Consider the following 19,894-nt stretch of genomic DNA (forward strand, 5'->3'; position numbering starts at 1 on the left):
TTGCCGTGACCGCGATCACCAAACGCCGCCACGCCGAACTGGCCGGGCAGGCGATGAAATTCGTCGCCGAGCTGCTGTTGATCGAGCCCTTGAGCCCCGCCTTCGATCACAAGCTCGAAGGCATCGAGGCGCTCGGGCGCGACGCGATCACCAGCCTCGCCGCGCGGCAGGCAGCGAGCCTCGCCCCGGTCGCTCCGCCCAAGACCGAGGCCATCGCCCGCGCCATCGCCGCCCTGCGCGCGCTGGCCGAGAGCCTTGCGCCCTTGCGCGAGGGCAATCTGTCCGGCGGGGGCAAGCGCTTCGGCCTGTTCGCCGCCAAGCCTGACCCGGCGGCCTATTTCCGCCGCTACCTGGCCGCGCAGGGCCAGATCGAGGAGGCGCTCGCCAGCCTCACCCGCGAACGCGACGCCCTGCTGCGCGCCAATACCGCGCTGGCGACCGAGCGGGCGGGCCTGGCCGCGCCGCTTGCGGCGCTGGCCGAACACGCGCTGTTTGCCGAGGAGGTCGCCCTCACCCTCGCCGCGCGGGCCGAGGCGCTCGCGGCGCGCGAGCCGATGACAGCGCGGCGGCTGCAATCGGACGCGCTCCATGTCGTGCGCACCCGCCAGCGCGACATCGCCGAGGCGCAGGCCTTGGCGCAGCAGGCGGTGGCGGTGCGCGCGGTCGTGACCGAAACCAATGCGCGCCTCGTCGAAGCCATCGAGCAGACCACCGCGATGATGGTGCAGGTGCTGCGCACCGCCATCGCCGCCGCGCGCACCTTGGCGCAGCAGGAGCTGGTGCTTGACCGGATCGCGAGCCTCAACCGCGCGGCGAGCAACCTCATCACCGAGGATGCACCCGTCCCCACCGACGCCAGCGCCGCCGCCTTGCAGGAGGCCTTCGTGCGCTTGACCGATGCGCTCGACCGGCTCGATGGCGAGCGCGCGGCGATCAGCGGTCTTTCGCCGCGCTGAATCCCGGTCTAAGACAGCCGCGCCGGGCCGATTTCCGGTCAGGGGAGCCGTTACGCGCCGTGGGTCTGTTCGATTCGCTCAGGAAGATGTTTGCCGCGCCCGATCCGGAAGGCCCCCCGGCCTCCGCCGCGCCGTCGCCTGCGCGTGGGCCTGCCTTCGACTATAACGACGACCGCATCCCCGATGGCGCCAAGGGCAAGATCCGCGGCATCCTCGCCAGCCTGACCGAAGTCGAGGCAATGATGGACCGCGAACAGGTGCAGGCTGTCAGCCGCACCGAGATCGAGCTGATGCGCGATGAACACCTGCCCAAGCTGGTAAAGAGCTACATCGACATCCCGCCCGCCCACCGTGCGGAAATCTTCCGCAAGGCCGGCAAGTCGGCGAGCTTCATCCTCGAAGAAAGCCTCGACACGATGCAGAGCCGCATCGACGAGATCGCCCGCAATCTGGCGCAGCACGATCTCGATGCCTTCTCCAGCAACGCCGCCTTCATCAGCCGCCGTTACAGCGACAGCGATCCGTTTCGGTAATTGGCCGTTGCGCTAGGCCCAGTCGCCAAGCAGCGGGGTAAACTCGTCCACCCGGATCAGCTGCCACACCCCGCCGGTGAGGTAGGGATCGTCCGCCAGTATCGCCCGCGCGGCGGCCTCGTCTTCGGCCTTCACGATCAGCAGTGATCCGATGATCAGCCCGTCGGCGCGTTTCAAAGGGCCGACGATCACGAAGTGCTCGGCATTGGCGTGGACGAATTCGAGATGCGCGGGCCGGTGGATCGCGCGCAGGCGGCCGCCGTCTTCGCCGTCGCGGCAGTGAAAGCAGAACATCCGCATGATCCGATGAGCCCCTGTTGGTCGCGCCGGCAAGGCTAACCGCACGCCGCCGCACGGGTCAAGGACAGCGGTTGCAAACAGCGCGCTTGAAGCGCAGCCTCGGCAGGTTCAGAGGGCCGCTTTCCGCTCTCGAATCGTTTCAGGTGAAACCAGATGGCCGACTTTTCGCCCGCTCCCGCAATTGACCGCACCGACCTCAGCCGCGCCTATCGTCAGGATGAGGAAGCCTGCATCGCCGAGCGGCTGGAGCAGGCGGCGCCTGCCGCGAAGGTGCACCCGCAGGCAGCGGCGCTGGCGGTGCAACTGATCGAAGGCGCGCGCGGCAAGAAGGCTTCCGGGATCGATGCGTTCCTGCAGCAATATGGCCTCGATACCGAAGAGGGCATCGCGCTGATGTGCCTTGCCGAAGCGCTGCTGCGCGTGCCCGATGCGGCGACGGCGGATGCGCTCATCAAGGACAAGATCGGCCAGATCGACTGGGGCGAGCATCTGGGCGAGAGCAGTTCCACCTTCGTCAACGCGGCGACCTTCTCGCTGATGCTGACGGGCGAAGTGCTCGATCCGCCAGATGCGCGGCAGAAGGGGCTGGGGAGCGCCTTCAAGCGCGCGATGAACCGGCTGGGCGAGCCGGTGATCCGCACCGCGACGGGCCAGGCGATGAAGATTTTGGGCGGCCAGTTCGTCTTTGGCCGCACCATCGACGAGGCGCTCAAGCGCGCGGCGCCCGAGCGGGCGCGCGGGATCACGCACAGCTTCGATATGCTGGGCGAGGCGGCGATGACTTTCGATGATGCCGAGAAATACCGCCTCGCCTATGAAAGCGCGCTGGCGCGGCTGGCGCGTGAAGCGGGCGCGGGTGTGGCCGGATCGCCGGGGATTTCGGTGAAGCTTTCGGCGCTCCATCCCAAATACAATTTCTTCCACGCCGATGCGGCCAAGGCGGCGATGGTCCCGGTGATCCGCGATCTCGCCATCAAGGCGCGCGATGCCGACATCCACTTCACCATCGATGCCGAGGAAGCCGAGCGGCTCGAACTCAGCATGGACATCATTGAGGAACTGGTCGCCGACGACGATCTGTTCCGCCGCGCGGATGGCTCGCGGTGGGAGGGCTTCGGCCTTGCTATCCAGGCCTACCAGAAGCGCGGGATCTGGGTGTGCGACTGGGCAGGCAAGCTCGCGCGGCGGCATGGGCGCAAGCTGTTCGTGCGGCTGGTCAAGGGCGCCTATTGGGACAGCGAGGTGAAGCTCGCGCAGGTGGGCGGCTATACCGACTACCCGGTGTTCACCCGCAAGGTCGCGACCGATGTCAGCTACCTCGCCTGTGCTGCGCGGTTGTTCGAGCATTCGGACGTGATCCGCCCGGCTTTCGCGACCCACAACGCCTATACCATTGGTGCGATCAAGCATCTCGCCGCCGGGAAACCCTTCGAGTTCCAGCGCCTGCACGGCATGGGCGAGGAAGTCTACGATGCGCTCCACGCGCTCGAGGGTAACCAGCGCACGCCGGTGCGGATTTACGCGCCGGTGGGGGGGCACAAGGAGCTGCTCGCCTATCTGGTGCGCCGCCTGCTCGAAAACGGGGCCAATACCAGCTTTGTGAACCGCATGGGCGATGCCGATATTCCGGCCACAGAGCTGGTCGGCGATCCGGTGGCGGAACTTGCGGCGATGAACCCGCGCCGCAATCCCGCGATCCCGCTGCCTGCGGCGATCTTCGGCAAGCGCCAGAACAGCGCCGGGATCGACCTTTCCGATCCGCTGGTGCGCGGGCCGCTGATGGAGCGGCTGGCTGCGCTCGCCAAGACCACGTGGAGCGCGCAGCCGACCTTCGCGCTGGCCGATGCTGGCCCGGTGACCACGATCACCGCGCCGCAAGACCGCAACCACACGGTCGGCACGGCGCGCGCGGCGAGCCCGGCCGAGATCGACCACGCCTTTGGCGCTGCCGCCGCGATCCAGCCCGGCTGGGACGCGCTGGGCGGCGAGGCGCGCGCGCTGCTGCTGGAAAACGCCGCCGACCTGTTCGAAGCGCACACCGCCGAATTCCTCAGCCTGTGCCAGCGCGAGGCGGGCAAGACGCTGCTCGATTCGGTGCTCGAACTGCGCGAGGCGGTCGATTTCCTGCGCTATTACGCCGCCGAGGCGCGGCGGCAGTTCAGCGCGCCGATGATGCTGCCGGGGCCGACGGGGGAGGAGAACAGCCTCTCGCTCCATGGACGCGGGGTGTTCGTCACCATCGCGCCGTGGAACTTCCCGCTCGCGATCTTCATCGGCATGGCGGCGGCGGGGATCGCGGCGGGCAACGCCGTGCTCGTCAAGCCCGCACCGCAGACCCCGCTGATCGCCGCGCTGGCGGTGACGCTGTGCCATCAGGCCGGCATCCCGCCCGAAGTGCTCCAGCTGATCCCCGGCGGCAGCGAGGTGGGCGCAGGCCTGACCGCCGATCCCCGCTGCGCCGGGGTCGCCTTCACCGGATCGACCGCCACCGCCCGCGCCATCAACCGCGCGCTGGCGATGCGCGACGGCCCGATCGCCACCCTGATCGCCGAGACCGGCGGGCAGAACGCGATGATCGTTGACAGCTCGGCCCTGCCCGAACAGGTGGTGCGCGATGTCGTCGGCAGCGCCTTCCAGAGCGCCGGGCAACGCTGTTCGGCCTTGCGGGTGCTCTATCTGCAAGAGGACGTCGCCGATACCATGCTCGCCATGATCCGCGGCGGGTTCGAGGCGCTGCGCATCGGTGATCCGCAATCGCTCGCGACCGACGTCGGCCCGGTGATCGACGCGGCCGCGCGCGAACGGCTGGAGGCGCACATCGCCGATTGCCGCGCCAAGGGCTACCCCGTCACCCGCCTGCCGCTCCCCGCCGAGGCCGAGCACGGCTGCTTTGTCGCGCCGACGATGATCGAAGTCCCCTCGATCGCCGCGCTCACCGACGAGCATTTCGGCCCCGTCCTGCACATTGCGCGCTTCCGTGCGGGCGAGCTGCCGCAGGTGGTGGCGGACATCAACGCGACCGGTTTCGGCCTCACCCTCGGCCTCCACAGCCGCATCGCCGAGACCCGGCGCTATGTGCAGGCGCACGCCAGGGTCGGCAATTTCTACGTCAACCGCAACCAGATCGGCGCGGTGGTGGAAAGCCAGCCCTTTGGCGGCGAAGGCCTGTCGGGCACCGGGCCCAAGGCCGGCGGCCCGCATTACCTCGCCCGCTTCGCGACCGAGCGCGTCACCTGCATCGACACCACCGCAGCGGGCGGCAATGCCAGCCTGCTGGCGGCAGGGTAAGCCGGGGTTCAGGCGGGCGGGCGCAGATTGCCGGGCCTGACAACAGGAGCCCGGACATGAGAGCCTTGCTGATTGGCGTAAGCCTTGCGTTGACGAGCGCTGTGCCCGTGGGGGCGCAGGATGCCTCGCCGCGCGGAACCTTCAGCACGGCGCCCGCCCCGCAACCGGGCACGCCGCCCGATGCCTACACCTTGCAGCAGGAGCGCGCCGCGCGCGCGCGCGACAATCTGGTGGCGCTGCGGCAAGGGCGCATCTCCGTCGCCGATCTCACCCCGCAAGAGCAGCAGGACGTGATCGACCTTGATCGCATGAGCCGGGGCGAGGGCGCCGACAACCGCAGCTTCAAGCAGCAATGCATCGACGACGAAGTGCGCCGCGCGGGCGGCAACCCGTCGCGGCTGGCGTGGGAGGTGATCCGGCTGAAGTGCAAATAGGCGGGCGGCGCGTCCGCTATTGGGACGTGGGCGGCATACGCGCAATGACCACAAGTGGGTGGATTGCGGAACGGCTGCTTTTGGTCCTCGTTGGCGCAAAAGCTGAAATGAGTCCTGCTCCCTTAGGAGCTTTCGAGCCTTTCGACGTAAACCTGAAGTCGATCTAGCCGCTTCTCCCAAAGTGTCCGTTGGGCCGCCATCCAGTCCTCGGCCTCGTACATCGGCTCCGGCGTCAGTTTGTATAGTCGCGTACGGCCCTCCTTTTGTGACGCTACCAGGCCTGCATCCTCCAGAACTTTAAGGTGCTGCGTGAACGATGGGAGCGCCATTTTGAACGGTTGCGCCAGTTCGGTAGTCGATGCCGGTCCAAGGCAAAGCCGCTCCACGACTGCGCAACGCGTAGGGTCAGCCAAAGCGTGGAAAATCTTGCCGTTTGGACGTTTCCCCACAGAATATCGCGAGCCGTCTGCAAGCGACATCATATCAATGATCCTCCACGAACTCAGACAGCTTTTTGAGCGTTTCATACCCTCGCTCTACCGCGCCAAAGCCGATACCTCTGTCGCGTTGCGACTTGTTCGGATGGAGCTGCCTTAATGTCAGCACCGTTTTGCCGTCGTCTTGCTGATCAAATGTGACCGTCATCCGGAAACGCTTCGGATCGTCATCGGTGTCAGCCCCGTGATCGAAAACCAGACGTTGATTTGGCACCACTTCAATAAATGTCATCCGGCTATCCCACCGCTGACCATCGGGTCCGGTCATGACAAACCGTCGAACCGTACCAACACGCGCTTCATCTTGTGGCGGTGCATCGCACTTGTATCCATCGGGGCCAAACCACTTGAACATGTTTTCAGGTTCGACCCAAGCGCGGTAGACGCGCTCGACCGGAGCTTCGATCACGCGGCTTAGCACGATCTCACGGTCAAGCTCACCGCTCAGGTAGGACGTATTCTCGGTCATCAGGTGGCTCTCAAGGTTTGAGGTCAAGACAAGGTAAGTGCCTTAGTATCTTAACCGCGACACTTAGGTCAATGCCTTTGTGTTAGCGCCCGCGTCATCGCGATAATGAGGTTGAACATGCTCGAGAAAAGTTAGTCTGATTGAGCAATGATCATGCTTCTCAGCCATGGCTGAGCGGCAGCAATGGGGTCGATAGCCGAACAGCAGCTTTTGTCGCGTGACCCCCCTGAATCAGACACGCCCTCGCCGCTCGCGCGCAGACTCATCCGGATAATTCGCCCGCGCCCCTTGCTGGCCTTTCCCCCATCGGGAATCACAGCCCTATGGCGATTCTCTCCGACAAATGGATCCGCGCGCAGGCGCTCGAACATGGCATGATCGAGCCTTTCGTCGAGGCGCAGCGGCGCGATGGGGTGATCTCCTATGGCCTCTCGTCCTACGGCTATGACGCGCGGGTCGCGCCCGAGTTCAAGATTTTCACGAACGTCGATTCCTCGGTGGTCGATCCCAAGCAGTTCGATCCCAAAAGCTTCGTCGATCGCGAGACGGACGTCTGCATCATCCCGCCCAATTCCTTCGCGCTCGCCCGCACGGTCGAATATTTCCGCGTGCCGGAGGATGTGCTGGTGATCTGCCTTGGCAAGAGCACCTATGCGCGCTGCGGGATCATCGTGAACGTCACCCCGCTCGAGCCGGGCTGGGAGGGGCACGTGACGCTCGAATTTTCGAACACCACGCCGCTGCCCGCCAAGATCTACGCCAATGAAGGCGCGTGCCAGTTCCTGTTCCTTCAGGGCAATGAACGCTGCGAGACGAGCTACAAGGACCGCGCAGGCAAATACATGGGCCAGCGCGGGGTGACGCTGCCGCGGCTTTAGAGCGGTTTCCTACAGCACGCCAATCGCGATAGGCTCGCCGGATCGGTAACCCGAGGAGCCGCGGCCATGCTTTCTCTCCCGAAAAATTTTGTCCGTCCGCTCGGAAATCTGAGTGTAAGTACCTGCCTTTGCGTAAGAAATGCGCGTGTTGGAAAGGTGACACGGTGTCACCTTTGTAACGCTTATTGCGCGTGCCACGATGGCCTTTGACACGGGCGCAGCGCGACTGCATGGCTGTGACAAAGCCAAGGGAGACCAAGCATGAGCACCCGCGAATTCGATATCATCGTTTATGGCGCCACGGGTTACACTGGGCGGCTGGTGGCGGAATATCTCGCCCACCATTACGGCAGCCGCGCAGATGGCCCGAAGTGGGCGATGGCCGGCCGCAGCCTTGCCAAGCTCGAGGAAGTCCGCGACCTCATCGGCGCGCCGGCCACCACGCCGCTGGTGGTCGCCAATGCCGATGACGATGCCGATCTCGAAGCCATGTGCGCGCGGACGAAGGTCGTTCTCACCACCGTCGGCCCCTACCAGCTCTATGGTGACAAGCTGGTCGCGGCCTGCGTGAAGACCGGCACCGACTATGCCGACCTGTGCGGCGAGCCTGCATGGATGGCGGCCAAGATCGCCGAGCATCAGGCCGCTGCCGAAGCGAGCGGCGCGCGCATCTGCTTTTCCTCCGGGTTCGATTCGATCCCCTTCGATCTCGGCGTGATGATGACCCAGAAGGCCTGCGTCGAACGCTTCGGCAAGCCTGCGCCGCGCATCCGTGGCCGCGTCCGCGCGATGCAGGGCACCTTCTCGGGCGGCACCGCGGCGAGCCTCGGCGCGACGATGAAGGCGGCGGCGAAGGACCTGTCGGTGATTGCCGCGCTGCGCAATCCCTTCGCGCTGACCCCGGGCTTCGAGGGGCCGGATCAGCCCTCGGGCATGATCCCTTCGTATGAGGACGATCTCGGCAAGTGGTCTGCGCCTTTCGTGATGGCGCCGATCAACACCAAGAACGTCCACCGCACCAACTTCCTGCTCGGCCACCCCTATGGCACCGACTTCCAGTATGACGAGATGATGCTGACCAGCCCCGGCGAGGCGGGCAAGGCGGCGGCCAATGCCGCGCTCGAATTCATGAAGAACCCGTTCGGCGCCAAGCCCCCCAAGCCCGGCGAGGGGCCGAGCAAGGAAGAGCGCGAGAACGGCTTCTACGATGTCGTCTTCGTCGCCGATATGCCCGGCGGCGAGCGGCTGCAATATGGGGTCAAGGGCCGCTACGATCCGGGTTATGGCTCGACCAGCCGGATGCTGAGCGAGACGGGGATTGCGCTGCTCGCCTGTGACAAGCCGGGCGGGATCGGCACGCCGGGGGCGTTCCTTGGCGAGGATCTGGTCAAGCGGCTCGAAGAGCACGCCGAACTGACCTTTGCGGTGGAAGACTGACACGAAAAAGGGGCAGCCGGCTGTGACCGGCTGCCCCAATTGCGACCCTCCCTGAAAGGGGCGGAAGCTTAGAAGCTGAGGCGCACGCTCGCCCGGAAATTGCGGCCCATCAGGGGGACGAAGTCCTTGGTGAAGCTCGCATGGCGGCGGCCGGTGACGTCGAACAGGTTGTCGGCCGCGATTTGCAGCGTGACGTTCTGGTTGTCGGCCAGCGGACGCCAGGCGACCAGCGCGTTGACGAGGGTGAAGCTGTCGGTCGGCGTCTCAAAGGTGGTGACGCGGTCCTGCTTGTCGAACCACTGCACCTCGCCCCGGACGTCGAAAGCGCCGGTCTGGGCTTCGAGCGCGCCGAGCAGGGAGAGCGGCGGGATGCGCGGGACGGCGGTGCCATCGGCGAGTTCGGCCTCGACATAGGAGGCGCGGGCATCGGCCAGCAGGCGGAAACCGTCGGTGTCGATCACGGGGTAGTTGAACTCCGCTTCGACGCCCCAGAAGTCGGCATCCTGCTGGAGATACTGGAACACGGGGAGGTCGTCCTCCTCCGCGCCGGTTTCCTCGAGGAAGATGTAGTTGCCGAACCACTGGCGGTAGGCGGTGAGGCTGAAGGTGCCCTTGCCGATGCTGCCACGGGCATAGGCTTCAAGGCCCCAGGCGTTCTCGGTCTTGAGGTCGGCGTCGCCGATCTCGAAGGCCTGCGTGGCGATGTGCGGCCCGTCGGAGAACAGCTCTTCGGCGCTGGGGGCACGTTCGGCGCGCGAGCCGTTGATGCCGATGCGCACGCCCTCGATGCCTTCGTAGACGACGCCGAGCGCGCCCGAGAAGGTGTCGAAATCCCGCTCGATTCCCAGCGTCTGGGCCTCGACCTTGGTGAATTCGGCGCGGCCGGCGGCTTCGATCTGGATCGGGCCGGTGCCGAACTCCTGCAGGGTGAAGACGGCGAACTGGTCGGTCAGGTTGGGCGGGATATAGGCTTCGGCCCCGACGGCGAAGAAATCGCGGTGGAGGTACTGGATGCCCGAGGAACCGCGCCATGCGCCGCCGGTGTTCTGCACCAGTTCGGCGCGGGCTTCGACGCTCGTGCTGTCGAACACGGTGCCGACTTCGGCGCCTTCGAATTCGGTGTGGGTGTAGTCGGAATAGCCGACCCGGAACTTCAGCCGCTCGAAGGTGCCATCGCCAAGGAAGACATCGCCCTTGAGGTCGGCGCGGAACTGCTTGAGGCCGATGGTGACGAGCTCTTCGCCTTCCTCGCCGCCTTCTTCCTCCGCGCCTTCCTCACCGTGGTGGTGGCCAGCACCCGGACGGGTGGGGACGCCGTAGGTGGTGTCGTACCAGCCGAGCGAGGCGCCGAAGGTGCTTTCGCCGAGGATCAGGCCGAGGCCGGTGTTGATCGTCCAGCTTTCCATCGCCGAATTGGGCACGGTGCCGCGCTGATTGGCAGCCTCGCGCAGTTCGGCAGCCTCCTCCAGCTCGCCCTCGTCTTCCTCCTCGTCGGCGTCGGCGAGCAGGTCTTCGCGCAGGGCTTGCCCCACCTGGAAGCCGCCAATGTCGAAATCGTCGGTCTGGCGCCACGATCCGTCGACGTGGAACACGAGGTTGGAGCTGACCGCGACATCGAGGCTGGCCGCCCCGGTGCGCAGATCAGCCGCGCTATCGACACCGGCGAAGGCATCGAGGTGGATGTCGTGATCGGGCATCCGGGTCGGGATGCGCTTGTCGATCACGTTGACCGCGCCGCCGATCGCCTGGCTGCCGTAGAGCAGCACGGCCGGGCCGCGCAGCACTTCGATGCGCTCGACCGTGATCGGCTCGATCGTGGTGGCGTGGTCGACAGAGGTGTTCGAGACGTCCGCCGTGCCGACCCCATCGACCAGCACGCGCACGCGCTCGCCCTGCTGGCCGCGCAGCACCGGGCGCGAGGAACCGGGGGCAAAGCTTGTCGAGGAGACGCCCGGAATCTTGGCGAGCAGATCGCCGATCTGGCCGTTCACGGCATCGCGCTGGATGTCGCGGATTTCGACCACGCTGGTGCCGGCCAGCAGGTCGAGCTCCTTGAGGCCCGCGGCGCTGACGATGATGTTGCCTGCCGGATCGGATTGACGATTGTGCAGGTCGTCCTCGACCTGCGCGCCACCTTCAGCCGGAGGCGCATCCGCGAGGCTTTCGCCCGTTTCGGCGAGCGCCGGCGTGGCAAAGGCGGCGGCCCCAAGGGCGGCAATGAGGGCGAGGCGAGAGGACGCCTGACGGGTCGTTGTGCGGTTCATTATGCTTCCCGTTGCTTTAATGAGATAACGTATCGCGCGCCTAGCGTCGTCCCAATCGAATGCAAGCGAAAATCCGGCGAGAGCCAGTTCCGGGCCGACGAAATGCGCGGGTCGCTGCGCCAAGTCTCGCAGCGAGCCTCAGGTCATCCTGACGATGTTGCCGGGCGGCGGCGCCTTGTGGCCGGCCGCCTTCGTGTCCCGCCCTTCACAGGTGCGAAAGCTGGGTCGATCAGACTGGGGTGCGCGCCAGTCCGGCGCGGTCCAGCCGCCACCGCAGGGTGTCAATCCGGTCCTGGCCGAAGAAGGGTTCGCCCCGGAACACCATGGTCGGCACGCCCCAGTGCCCCGCCGCGTCGAGCGCTTGCTGATTGCGCTCGATTTCGTCGAGGTGATCGCCCTCGGCAATCGCAGCCTCGAGCGCGGCGAGATCGAGGCCGGCATCGGCGACAGCATCCTTCAGCAGGTCGCCCTTGTCCCATCCGCGGGTGCCGCCGAAGATCAGCGCGGCCACCCGGTCGGCAAACTCCACCCCGCGGCCACGGCGGTGGGCCTCGACCCCCAGCTTGGACAGGCGGTAGATATAGGGTTGCTCCTTGGCGACGGCCATCGTGCGGAAGTCCTGGACGATCGGGTCGGGATCGGCTGGCAGCACCACGGGCCGTCCCAGCATTTCGCCGCGGCGCATACTGTCGCGCGCGATATACATCGGCGGCTTGCGATTGGCCGGATCGAACAGCGCTTCCGGGTTGCGCACCGCCAGCGGCAGAACGACGCGCAGCTGCACCTCGACCGCGTAATCCTCGCGCAATTGCAGAAGATCGGCCGTTACCAGCCGCGAATAGGGGCTGCGAAACGACCAGAATACGTCAACGGTGTCGCTCATGGTCTTGTCCTCACTCCGGGTGGCTTCAGGCATCAGGCGGCCCTCAGGCGGCGGCGCAATTGCCGAAAGGCCAGCCATATCCCTGCTCCCAGCATAAGCAGAGCGCCCGCCACAACACCCCACAGCAGCGGGTAGTTGCTCAGCAGGCGGGCAGCGATATTGCGCGCGATCTGGGTCTCCGAATTGTAGCCCTCGGGCATGGGCAGCACGCCGACGCGCTTGGCATAGGCGTCCCATTCGGCCAGCAGCCGGGCCTTGGTTGCAGGCTCGCGCGCGCTGAGATCACTCGTCTCGCCCGGGTCCTTGGCCAAGTTGTAGAGCCGCCATTGCCCGTCGCCGACCGGCGGCACGCTGCGGGTGATCTTGTAGTCGCCCAGATAGAGCGCCGAATTGCCCGACACCTCGACTGCACGGGCCTCGTCAGGGCCATAGGCGCTGGCCACCTCGCCGTTCAGCACCGGGAGCAGGCTGCGCCCGGTCATCGGCTTGCCCTGGCCGGGGGTGGTGGGCACCTTGAGCCAGTCCAGCACAGTCGGCGCGACATCGCTGACCATGGCCGGGCTGGTGACGCGCTGCGCTGCGACGCCGGGGCCAGCCACGATCAGGGGCACGCGGATACCCCCCTCGGTCGCGTAGAATTTGAACCACGCCCCCGGTGTCGCGGCAGCCGCGGCCCATTCGGGGCCGATGAAGCCCCAGACACCGGGGCCGCCCATCTGCGCAGGGGCAATGTCGTAACCGGTCAGGCGGTGATAGGCAGCAAGGCTGAGGCTGTCGTCCCCGCGCGAGGGCTCCGGGCCGTTGTCTGAGGAGACGACGAAGATCGTGTTGTCATACTGACCGGTGGCCTTGAGATGCGCGATCAGCCGGCCGATGTGAAAGTCCATCGCCTCCAGCATCGCCGCATTGACCTCCATCCGCGCAGCATAGAGCGCGCGGTCTTCGTCCGAGAGGCTTTGCCATGAACGGAATTCGGGCGGCGGGGCGGCCAGCGGCGCGCCTTGCGGGATCAGGCCTAGCGCCTGTGCCCTGTGGTGCCGTTCCCGCCGCAATGCATCCCATCCCGCGTCATAGCGGCCCTTGTAGCGCGCAACGAAGTCTTGGGGGGCCTGCACCGGAATGTGGATCGCCTGAAACGGGATATAGGCGAAGAACGGCTTGTCCTGATCGGTCTGCGCCAGATACCGGATCGCTGTGTCGACGATGAAGCGGGAGGAATAGAAATCCTCAGGCAGGCTCGCCTCGACCCCGTCCTCGAACCACGGCGCGTCCTTGTAATAGGGCATGTAGGCGCGGTCGTCCCAATTGTCCGCGCCCGATGCCGCCAGCGCAAAACTGCGTTCGAACCCGTGGGCCTGGGGCATTTCGTCAGCCGCCTCGCCAAGGTGCCACTTGCCCGCCATGACCGTGCGGTAGCCCGCGGCCCTGAGCCGGTCCGCCAACGTCAGCACCCCCGGCTCCAGCGCCATGCTGTAGCCGGGCTTGCCCCTCTGCTCCTTGGGCAGAACTTCGGGGATGGTGGCAACGCCGGTCAGGTGCGCGTCCATCCCTGTCAGCAGCATTGCCCGCGATGGCGAACACAGGGGCGAGGCGCGATATTGGGTGAACAGCGCGCCGCGCGCGGCGAGGGCATCAATATTGGGTGTTCGCGCCTCTCCGCCATAGGCGCCAAAGTCCATCAGGGCGACATCGTCGGCAAGGATGATGACGAGGTTGGGCCGCTTGTGCGCGGCGGGCGCCGGGCCGGTTGCGCCGACGAGCGCGCCAAGCGCAAGGACGGGCAGCAGCAGCCGGTCGCGCAGCCGCAGCATCGTCTAGCTGCCGGTTCCGGGCCTGCGCCCGAGCAGCCGGGCAGCAAGGAGCAGGGCCGCGCCCATGACCACCTCGACCGCCACCATGCCTGCCAGAAAAGGCGCGCCGTGCAGGAGGAAGGCCGCCGTGCGGTAGGCGGCCGCGCCCAGCAGCGGCACGGCTGCGGCAAGGAACCACGGCCGTTCCCGCGTCACCAGCGCCATCACGATGAAGCAGGCACCTGCCAGAAAGAACGCGCCGATATCCATCTGGCTGCTGAGGGCAGGGCCGCTCAGCAAGGGCATGGCGAGCGCCTCTGCGGCGCGCGCGGGTGCCAGCAGCCAGAGCGCGGCGTTGGCGGCCATCAGCAGCCCGATCAGGCCGACAAGGCCCAGCACAACCGTTCGGCGCAGATCCATTGCGATTGTTCCCTCTCCCTGCAACGGGGCTAAATTATGGCGCTTATAGTGTCAATATGTCCTCGCTGCGCGCGCCGCGCACGCTACATCAACTGGCGGCGCGTGATGGTGTCGCTGTCCGGGGGGAGCGAGAACAGCATACCGTCCTCTCCCACCACGATGTCGCCGCCGAAACGCGCAGGCGCCTCGCCGAGGAACGCGGGGTAGAGGTAGGCACGCGGCAGCGGCGGCACGAGGTGCGAGAGCACCAGCAACCGCGCGCCGGCGTCCTGTGCGCTCTCGGCTGCCTGTTCGGGAGAGGCGTGGTAATCCTGAATATCGGCGAAGATCTTGGCCGTGTTGGCATCGCCCTTGGCAGCGAAGGCGGCCCGGATGTCCTCCACCATGCGCGGCTGGAGCGCGTCATGCACGATGATGTCGGCCCCTTTGCAGACAGCGATCAGATTGGCCGACTTGGCGGTGTCGCCGCTGATGCAGACAGCGCGCCCCCTGTAATCGAAGCGATAGCCGACGGCGGGTTCGACGGGGTCGTGATCGACGGTGAAGGCCGTGACCGTCAGGCCTCCGCCTTGCAGGACAACCGCGCGCGTCCCGGTCATCGTGAAAGGCCGCGCTGTCGCGCCGCCGCCGCTGCTTGGCACCACGGCTTCGCCGTGATGGGCGACGCGGTAGGTCTTGTCGGGCGCGTAGGCGGCATTGAAGCCCGCGACGACCTGCTCGACCCCTTGCGGGCCATAGACCGGCAGCGGTGCGGCGCTCGCCCCGCGCGTCCAATGATACAGCATCAACGGGCCAATGCCGTCGATATGATCCGAATGGAAATGCGTCAGCAGCAGGGCGTCGACCCTGGCGGCGCTGATCCCCATCAGATTGAGATTGCGGTTGCCGCCTTCGCCCATGTCGATCACCAGCACCTGATCCCCGGCGATCACGACATTGCACGGCCCCGCCCGGTGAGGATTGGGCATCGGCGATCCCGTCCCGCACAGGCCCAGGTGGAGCCCGTCTGCAAGGCCTGCAAGCGCATCGCGCCCCGGTGCGGCCTCGGCCGCTCGCTGGACGATGGCCATGCCGATTGGCTTCTGGAAGGCATAGGCCGCACCCAGACCCAGCACGGCAATCACCAGAATCCCGATGGCAATTCGCTTCATCCCCGCTCTCCCCCTGCCGCCTTGCACAGATATCGGCACTCACAATGCCATTAAGCAGGGGGGTTGCTCAAGCGCAATCGGGGTCGGGGCTCCGCATCAGGATGCGGCTGTGGCCTCGAGCACGGTGCCTGCCTCCAGCCATGCCTCTTCGGCATCGGCAAGCGCCTTGGCGGTGGCCGATCGCTCGGTCAGCAGGCCTTGCATCGCAGCACCGCCCGTGCCGCCGCCATTGCTGCTCAGCGTGAGAATTCTGCTGTCGAGGCGGGCGAGCTCGTCGGTCAGGCGCGCAATCGTTGCCTCGGCTTTCTCCAGCGCCGATTTGGCGCTGCGCCTGTCGGTTGCGCCCTTCGAGTTGCGGGAAGCGGAAGACTTGTCGGCCCCCCGCGCACCCTTGGGCTGGTTCCGGCCGAGGATGAAGTCGATGTAATCATCCATGCTGCCGTCATATTCGCGCGCCGTCCCGCCATCGACGAGAAACAGGCGGTCGGCGGTCAGTTCGACCATGTGGCGATCGTGGCTGATCAGGATCACCGCGCCCGAATAGGCGTTCAAGGCCTGCACCAGCGCCTCGCGCGCGTCGACATCCAAGTGGTTGGTCGGCTCGTCGAGGATCAGGAGGTGCGGCGCCTCGCGGGTGATCAGCGCCAGCGCGAGCCTTGCCCGTTCCCCGCCCGAAAGCTTGTCGACACGCTGGGTCGCGCGCGGGCCGGAAAAGCCGAAGCGCCCCAATTGCGCGCGCACCGCAGCGGGGGACTGGCCCTCCATCGCACGGTTCATCAGATCGAGCGGGGTGTCCTCCCCCGTCAATTCCTCGACTTGATACTGGGTGAAGTAGCCGACCTTCAATTTGCCCGGCGCGTTCACTGCCCCTTCGGCGGGGGTGAGCTGCGCGGCGAGCAGGCGGGCGAGCGTCGTCTTGCCGTTGCCGTTGCGGCCCAAGAGGGCGATGCGATCATCGGCCTCGATCCGGAAGTTCAGCCGCTTCAAGATCGGCGGCGCCACGCCATATCCGACCGCCGCCTGCTCCAGCGTGATCATCGGCGATTTCATCTCGGCCGGATCGGGGAAATCGAAGCTCAGGCTCGGGTCTTCCATCAGCGCGGCGATGGGCTGCATCTTGGCGAGCATCTTGGCGCGCGACTGGGCTTGCTTGGCGGTCGAGGCGCGGGCGGAGTTGCGGGCGACGTAATCCCTGAGCCGCGCGGCCTGCGCCTCCTGCGAGGCCTTGGCGGCGGCCAGCTGCGCCGCGCGCTCGGCGCGCTGCTTCTCGAAGGCGTCATAGCCGCCCGGATAGAGCGTCAGCTGCCCGCCTTGCAGGTGCAGGATGTGATCGACCACCTTGTTGAGGAGGTCGCGCTCGTGGCTGATCACCACCAGCGTCGCGGGATAGGACTTGAGGAAGTTTTCCAGCCACAAGGTCGCTTCAAGGTCGAGGTGGTTCGAAGGCTCGTCCAGCAACAGGATGTCCGGCTCGGAGAACAGCAATGCGCCGAGCGCAATGCGCATCTTCCACCCGCCCGAAAAGCTGTCGACGGGGCGCTGTTGCATCTCCTCGTCAAAGCCGAGGCCATTGAGGATCTTCGCCGCGCGCGCCGGGGCGCTGTAGGCGTCGATCGCCAGCAGGCGCTCGTGCACGTCGCCCATCCGGTCCATGTCGGTGCAGGTTTCCAGCTCGGCCAGCAGCGCCGCACGTTCGGTGGCCGAGGCGAGCACGACGTCCTCGGGGGTCATGCTTCCGCTTGGGGCTTCCTGCGCGATGTAGCCGATCCGCGCGCGGGCGGGCTTGGCAATTTCGCCGTCGTCGGGCTCGATCTCGCCGATCAGCGCCTTCATCAGCGTCGATTTGCCCGCGCCGTTGCGGCCGATCAGCCCGACGCGCGCGCCCACCGGAATGGTGGCGCTAGCGCGTTCGAGGATGGCCCGGCCGCCAAGCCGGACGGTGATGTTGTCGATGGTAAGCATGGCGGCGCTCCTAACAGGCTATCGGGAGCGCCCCAAAGGAAATCCCGACAGGCATCGCCGCAGGCCGGTTGCAGCGCGAGTCTCAGGGGGCGGCGGGCGACGAGTGCGGCTTGCGAAACAGTCCGCGGTTGGCCCGTGTCGGGCCGGCGATGTTGTCGGGCCGCTTCCATTGCAGGATGTCCGCGCGCGCCTGTGCGGCGGCGGTCTCGCCGTCCATGAAGCGGCGCAGCGCAGTCCGGTCTGCACGGGAATCAAAGGCAGCGATCAGCGGATCACCCGTGCGGAGCATCTGCGCCCACATGGCTGCGCGCAGGTCTGCCAGGCGGGGTGCAAGGGTGGGATCCTCGGCCCGGTTGATCAGGCAATCGGGATCGACGGTCAGGTGGCACAGCTCTTCGACGGGCGGTGCAAGGTAGAATGCGAGGCGTGCCCTGATTGCGGGATCGTGCGGCGCATGGCGCACCATCTGCTTGAAGGTGGCATGGTTCATGTCGTCATTCTTGATGGTGTATGCGCCATCCGACCACGCGTTGAAGACATAGATCCACTCCTGCCCGATCGCCGCGCGCATCGGCACGGGATAGCCGCGGGCGTTCTCGTCGAAGCTGCCGAACACGTGATCGGGGGCAGGCGAGGGTTCGGATGCCAGCAAGGCCCGGCCCGGAAAGGGCGTCCCTGCTGGCAGTGCAGTGCCAGTGGCATCAAGAATGGTCGGCAGCAGATCGACGGTCGAGACAAGACCCGTCTCCAGGCTGCCGGGCGCGATCCGGCCCGGCCAGCGCATGATCAGCGGCGTCCTGAGGCTGTTGTCGTAGACGGACGATTTGGCGAAGGGGAAGGGCATTCCGTGGTCGGACAGAAAGACGACCAGCGTGTCCTGCGCCATCCCGCTTGCCTCAAGCGCGGCGATGATCGCGCCGACCGCGTCGTCGGCGCGCTTCACCGAGTTGAGGTAGTTGCGCAAATCTGCGCGAATTTCCGGCACATCGGGCAGAAAGCCCGGCACGGTCACTTCGCTGGCCGCGATGATCCGGCTCGGGGCATGGGCATCGGCGCCTGACGCGGTGGCTTCGGGGTCATTGAAATTGGGCTTGTGCGGATCGGCGATGTTGACCGTCAGATAGAATGGCCGCCTCTCGGCGCGCGCGCGGGCAAGGAACGCCGCCGTTGTCTGGCCCATCTGCTGCGGCGCGTATTTGTCGGCCTTGCCGAGATTGCGCGCGAAGTCCCAATAGCGTTGCCGATCGGGCCCGGGATTGGTGTCTTCAACCTTGTTGATCACGCCGGTGAGATAGCCGCGGCGGCGCAATTCGGTTGCGATCGTGGGCAGGCCGCTGTCATCGACGTAGAAGAACCCGGTTGCGCCAGTCTGCTGCGGATAGCGCCCGGTCTGGAGCGCCACGCGCGATGGCGAGCAGTTCGACGCGGTCACATAGGCGCGCTCGAACCGGCGGCCCTGCTGCGCGAGCGCGTCGATATGCGGGGTGATGTCCCTGATCGGTGCTCCGAAGGCGCCGACCGAGTTCCAATTCATGTCATCGACCGTGACGATGAGGATGTTGACCTGCGTTTCTGCCGGAGCCTCGGCCCGCGCATTTGCGGCGCCGAGGAGAACGAGCCAGCAGGCAAGCAGACGGGTGAGCGTGATCATGCAGCGATCCTTCCGGCAGATTGGCGTGTCCCAAGGTTGCCGCGCCTGCGCAGAGCCCGCATAGGTTGGCGCAGGCGGCGAAAGGGCGGTGGGACAGGCAATGGGATCATGGACGCGCGCAGCCGTGATGCTGGCAGCCTTGCTGGTGCAGCCCGTTCATTCGGACACGCCAGCACCTGACCAGGCCTTGGCGGCCAGCAACGCGGCGCCTCAGCTTGTCGCCTACAAGACGACAGCGCGGCGTACGCTGTTCCTTCATGTCTTTGCCCCTGATGCGGCAGCCTTCCCCGGCCCGCGGCCCGCGATCATCTTCTTCCACGGCGGTGGCTGGGTCGAGGGCGATGCGCTGCGCTTCTACGATCAGGCACGCCATCTGGCCGGCAAGGGCATGGTCGCGATCTCCGCCGACTACCGGCTTGGCCAGACGGACGGCACCGACCCGCGCGCCGCGCTGGCGGACGCGATTTCGGCCATGCGCTATGTGCGCAGTCATGCCGCAACTCTCGGCCTTGATCCCGATCGCATCGCGGCCGGCGGCGGATCGGCGGGAGGCCAGCTCGCGGCGGCTCTCGCCACCAGCGAGGGCTTCGCCGAGCCGAGCGAGGCAGAGGGCATATCCCATCGCCCGGCGGCGCTGGTGCTGTTCAATCCCGTTATCGACAACGGGCCAGAGGGCTTCGGAAATGCGCTCGTGTCGGATTACTGGCAGGCGTTCTCGCCGCTCCACAACATCAGGCCTGGCCACCCGCCGACGCTGATCATGCTCGGCACCCGCGACGCGCTGGTGCCGGTCGCGACCGGAGAGGCTTACTGCGCGAAGGTGCGCGCTGCGGGGGCGCCCTGCCGGCTGGAGCTTTACGAAGGCCAGCCCCATGCCTTCTTCGGCCGTAACCGCTCGCCGTTCTATTTTGGCAAGACTTTGGCGGCGATGGACGGGTTTTTGGCATTGCTTGGCTATATCGCGGCCGCCGCGCCCTAGCT

The 19,894-nt window shown here is 66.5% G+C and carries 17 protein-coding genes; 7 read left to right on the top strand and 10 right to left on the bottom strand.

All coding sequences use genetic code 11. The features are described 5' to 3' along the window. Positions 1 to 5 precede the first annotated feature (5 nt). Both PS060_RS07245 and PS060_RS07250 read left to right on the top strand, forming a co-directional pair. Entirely contained in the window at positions 6 to 956 is a 951-nt protein-coding gene (locus PS060_RS07245; RefSeq protein ID WP_273986514.1) for a toxic anion resistance protein, read from the top strand. A gap of 59 nt (positions 957 to 1,015) precedes the next feature. Next, positions 1,016 to 1,489 (top strand): hypothetical protein, encoded by a 474-nt coding sequence (locus tag PS060_RS07250; protein ID WP_273986515.1) that lies wholly within the window; start codon positions 1,016 to 1,018, stop codon positions 1,487 to 1,489. A gap of 12 nt (positions 1,490 to 1,501) precedes the next feature. Here the strand turns inward: PS060_RS07250 and PS060_RS07255 are convergent, their stop codons facing one another. Then, positions 1,502 to 1,783, bottom strand: coding sequence for a YciI family protein (locus tag PS060_RS07255; protein ID WP_086739785.1), 282 nt, complete (start codon positions 1,781 to 1,783; stop codon positions 1,502 to 1,504). A 159-nt stretch (positions 1,784 to 1,942) separates the two neighbouring features. On the opposite strand from PS060_RS07255, the gene putA reads away from it, so the two are divergent. Together putA and PS060_RS07265 are read left to right on the top strand one after the other, a co-directional pair. Continuing rightward, complete coding sequence (putA, locus tag PS060_RS07260) at positions 1,943 to 5,077, top strand: bifunctional proline dehydrogenase/L-glutamate gamma-semialdehyde dehydrogenase PutA (RefSeq protein ID WP_273986517.1); 3,135 nt, start codon at positions 1,943 to 1,945, stop codon at positions 5,075 to 5,077. A 56-nt stretch (positions 5,078 to 5,133) separates the two neighbouring features. After that, positions 5,134 to 5,511, top strand: a complete 378-nt coding sequence (locus PS060_RS07265) for a hypothetical protein (protein ID WP_273986519.1) — start codon at positions 5,134 to 5,136, stop codon at positions 5,509 to 5,511. Between the two features lie 122 nt (positions 5,512 to 5,633). Here the strand turns inward: PS060_RS07265 and PS060_RS07270 are convergent, their stop codons facing one another. Both PS060_RS07270 and PS060_RS07275 read right to left on the bottom strand, forming a co-directional pair. Next, positions 5,634 to 6,038, bottom strand: coding sequence for an ArsR/SmtB family transcription factor (locus PS060_RS07270; protein ID WP_337960237.1), 405 nt, complete (start codon positions 6,036 to 6,038; stop codon positions 5,634 to 5,636). Beyond that, positions 5,995 to 6,477, bottom strand: a complete 483-nt coding sequence (locus PS060_RS07275; protein WP_273986520.1) for an SRPBCC domain-containing protein — start codon at positions 6,475 to 6,477, stop codon at positions 5,995 to 5,997. Before PS060_RS07275 ends, PS060_RS07270 begins: the two co-directional genes overlap by 44 nt. Positions 6,478 to 6,800: 323 nt before the next feature. Here PS060_RS07275 and dcd point away from each other — a divergent pair, with 323 nt between their 5' ends. Further along, on the top strand, positions 6,801 to 7,355 hold the full coding sequence (gene dcd / locus PS060_RS07280; protein ID WP_273986521.1) for a dCTP deaminase: 555 nt from the start codon (positions 6,801 to 6,803) through the stop codon (positions 7,353 to 7,355). Positions 7,356 to 7,616: 261 nt separating this feature from the next. Then, positions 7,617 to 8,792: a saccharopine dehydrogenase family protein gene (locus tag PS060_RS07285; protein WP_273986522.1), complete on the top strand. Its 1,176-nt coding sequence runs from the start codon at positions 7,617 to 7,619 to the stop codon at positions 8,790 to 8,792. A 68-nt stretch (positions 8,793 to 8,860) separates the two neighbouring features. Here the strand turns inward: PS060_RS07285 and PS060_RS07290 are convergent, their stop codons facing one another. The 7 genes from PS060_RS07290 to PS060_RS07320 form a co-directional block, all read right to left on the bottom strand. After that, positions 8,861 to 11,056 carry a TonB-dependent receptor gene (locus PS060_RS07290; RefSeq protein ID WP_273986524.1) on the bottom strand — a complete coding sequence of 732 codons (2,196 nt, stop codon included), beginning with the start codon at positions 11,054 to 11,056 and terminating at the stop codon, positions 8,861 to 8,863. A gap of 229 nt (positions 11,057 to 11,285) precedes the next feature. After that, complete coding sequence (locus PS060_RS07295; RefSeq protein ID WP_273986525.1) at positions 11,286 to 11,972, bottom strand: DsbA family protein; 687 nt, start codon at positions 11,970 to 11,972, stop codon at positions 11,286 to 11,288. After that, positions 11,972 to 13,750, bottom strand: coding sequence for an arylsulfatase (locus PS060_RS07300; RefSeq protein WP_273986527.1), 1,779 nt, complete (start codon positions 13,748 to 13,750; stop codon positions 11,972 to 11,974). Before PS060_RS07300 ends, PS060_RS07295 begins: the two co-directional genes overlap by 1 nt. A 3-nt stretch (positions 13,751 to 13,753) precedes the next feature. Further along, positions 13,754 to 14,149 (bottom strand): hypothetical protein, encoded by a 396-nt coding sequence (locus PS060_RS07305; RefSeq protein ID WP_273986529.1) that lies wholly within the window; start codon positions 14,147 to 14,149, stop codon positions 13,754 to 13,756. Between the two features lie 83 nt (positions 14,150 to 14,232). Next, the gene (locus PS060_RS07310; protein ID WP_273986531.1) at positions 14,233 to 15,300 is read right to left on the bottom strand and encodes an MBL fold metallo-hydrolase; all 1,068 of its coding nucleotides are present in this window, start codon (positions 15,298 to 15,300) and stop codon (positions 14,233 to 14,235) included. A 96-nt stretch (positions 15,301 to 15,396) separates the two neighbouring features. Continuing rightward, positions 15,397 to 17,262 (bottom strand): ABC-F family ATP-binding cassette domain-containing protein, encoded by a 1,866-nt coding sequence (locus PS060_RS07315; RefSeq protein ID WP_273986532.1) that lies wholly within the window; start codon positions 17,260 to 17,262, stop codon positions 15,397 to 15,399. 82 nt (positions 17,263 to 17,344) lie between these two features. Continuing rightward, positions 17,345 to 18,913 carry a sulfatase family protein gene (locus PS060_RS07320; RefSeq protein ID WP_273986533.1) on the bottom strand — a complete coding sequence of 523 codons (1,569 nt, stop codon included), beginning with the start codon at positions 18,911 to 18,913 and terminating at the stop codon, positions 17,345 to 17,347. A 100-nt stretch (positions 18,914 to 19,013) separates the two neighbouring features. Between PS060_RS07320 and PS060_RS07325 the strand changes: the two genes are divergently transcribed. Further along, positions 19,014 to 19,892 (top strand): alpha/beta hydrolase, encoded by an 879-nt coding sequence (locus tag PS060_RS07325; protein WP_273986535.1) that lies wholly within the window; start codon positions 19,014 to 19,016, stop codon positions 19,890 to 19,892. Positions 19,893 to 19,894: the final 2 nt, after the last annotated feature.

It is taken from the genome of Erythrobacter sp. BLCC-B19 (assembly GCF_028621955.1).
Lineage (GTDB): Bacteria > Pseudomonadota > Alphaproteobacteria > Sphingomonadales > Sphingomonadaceae > Erythrobacter.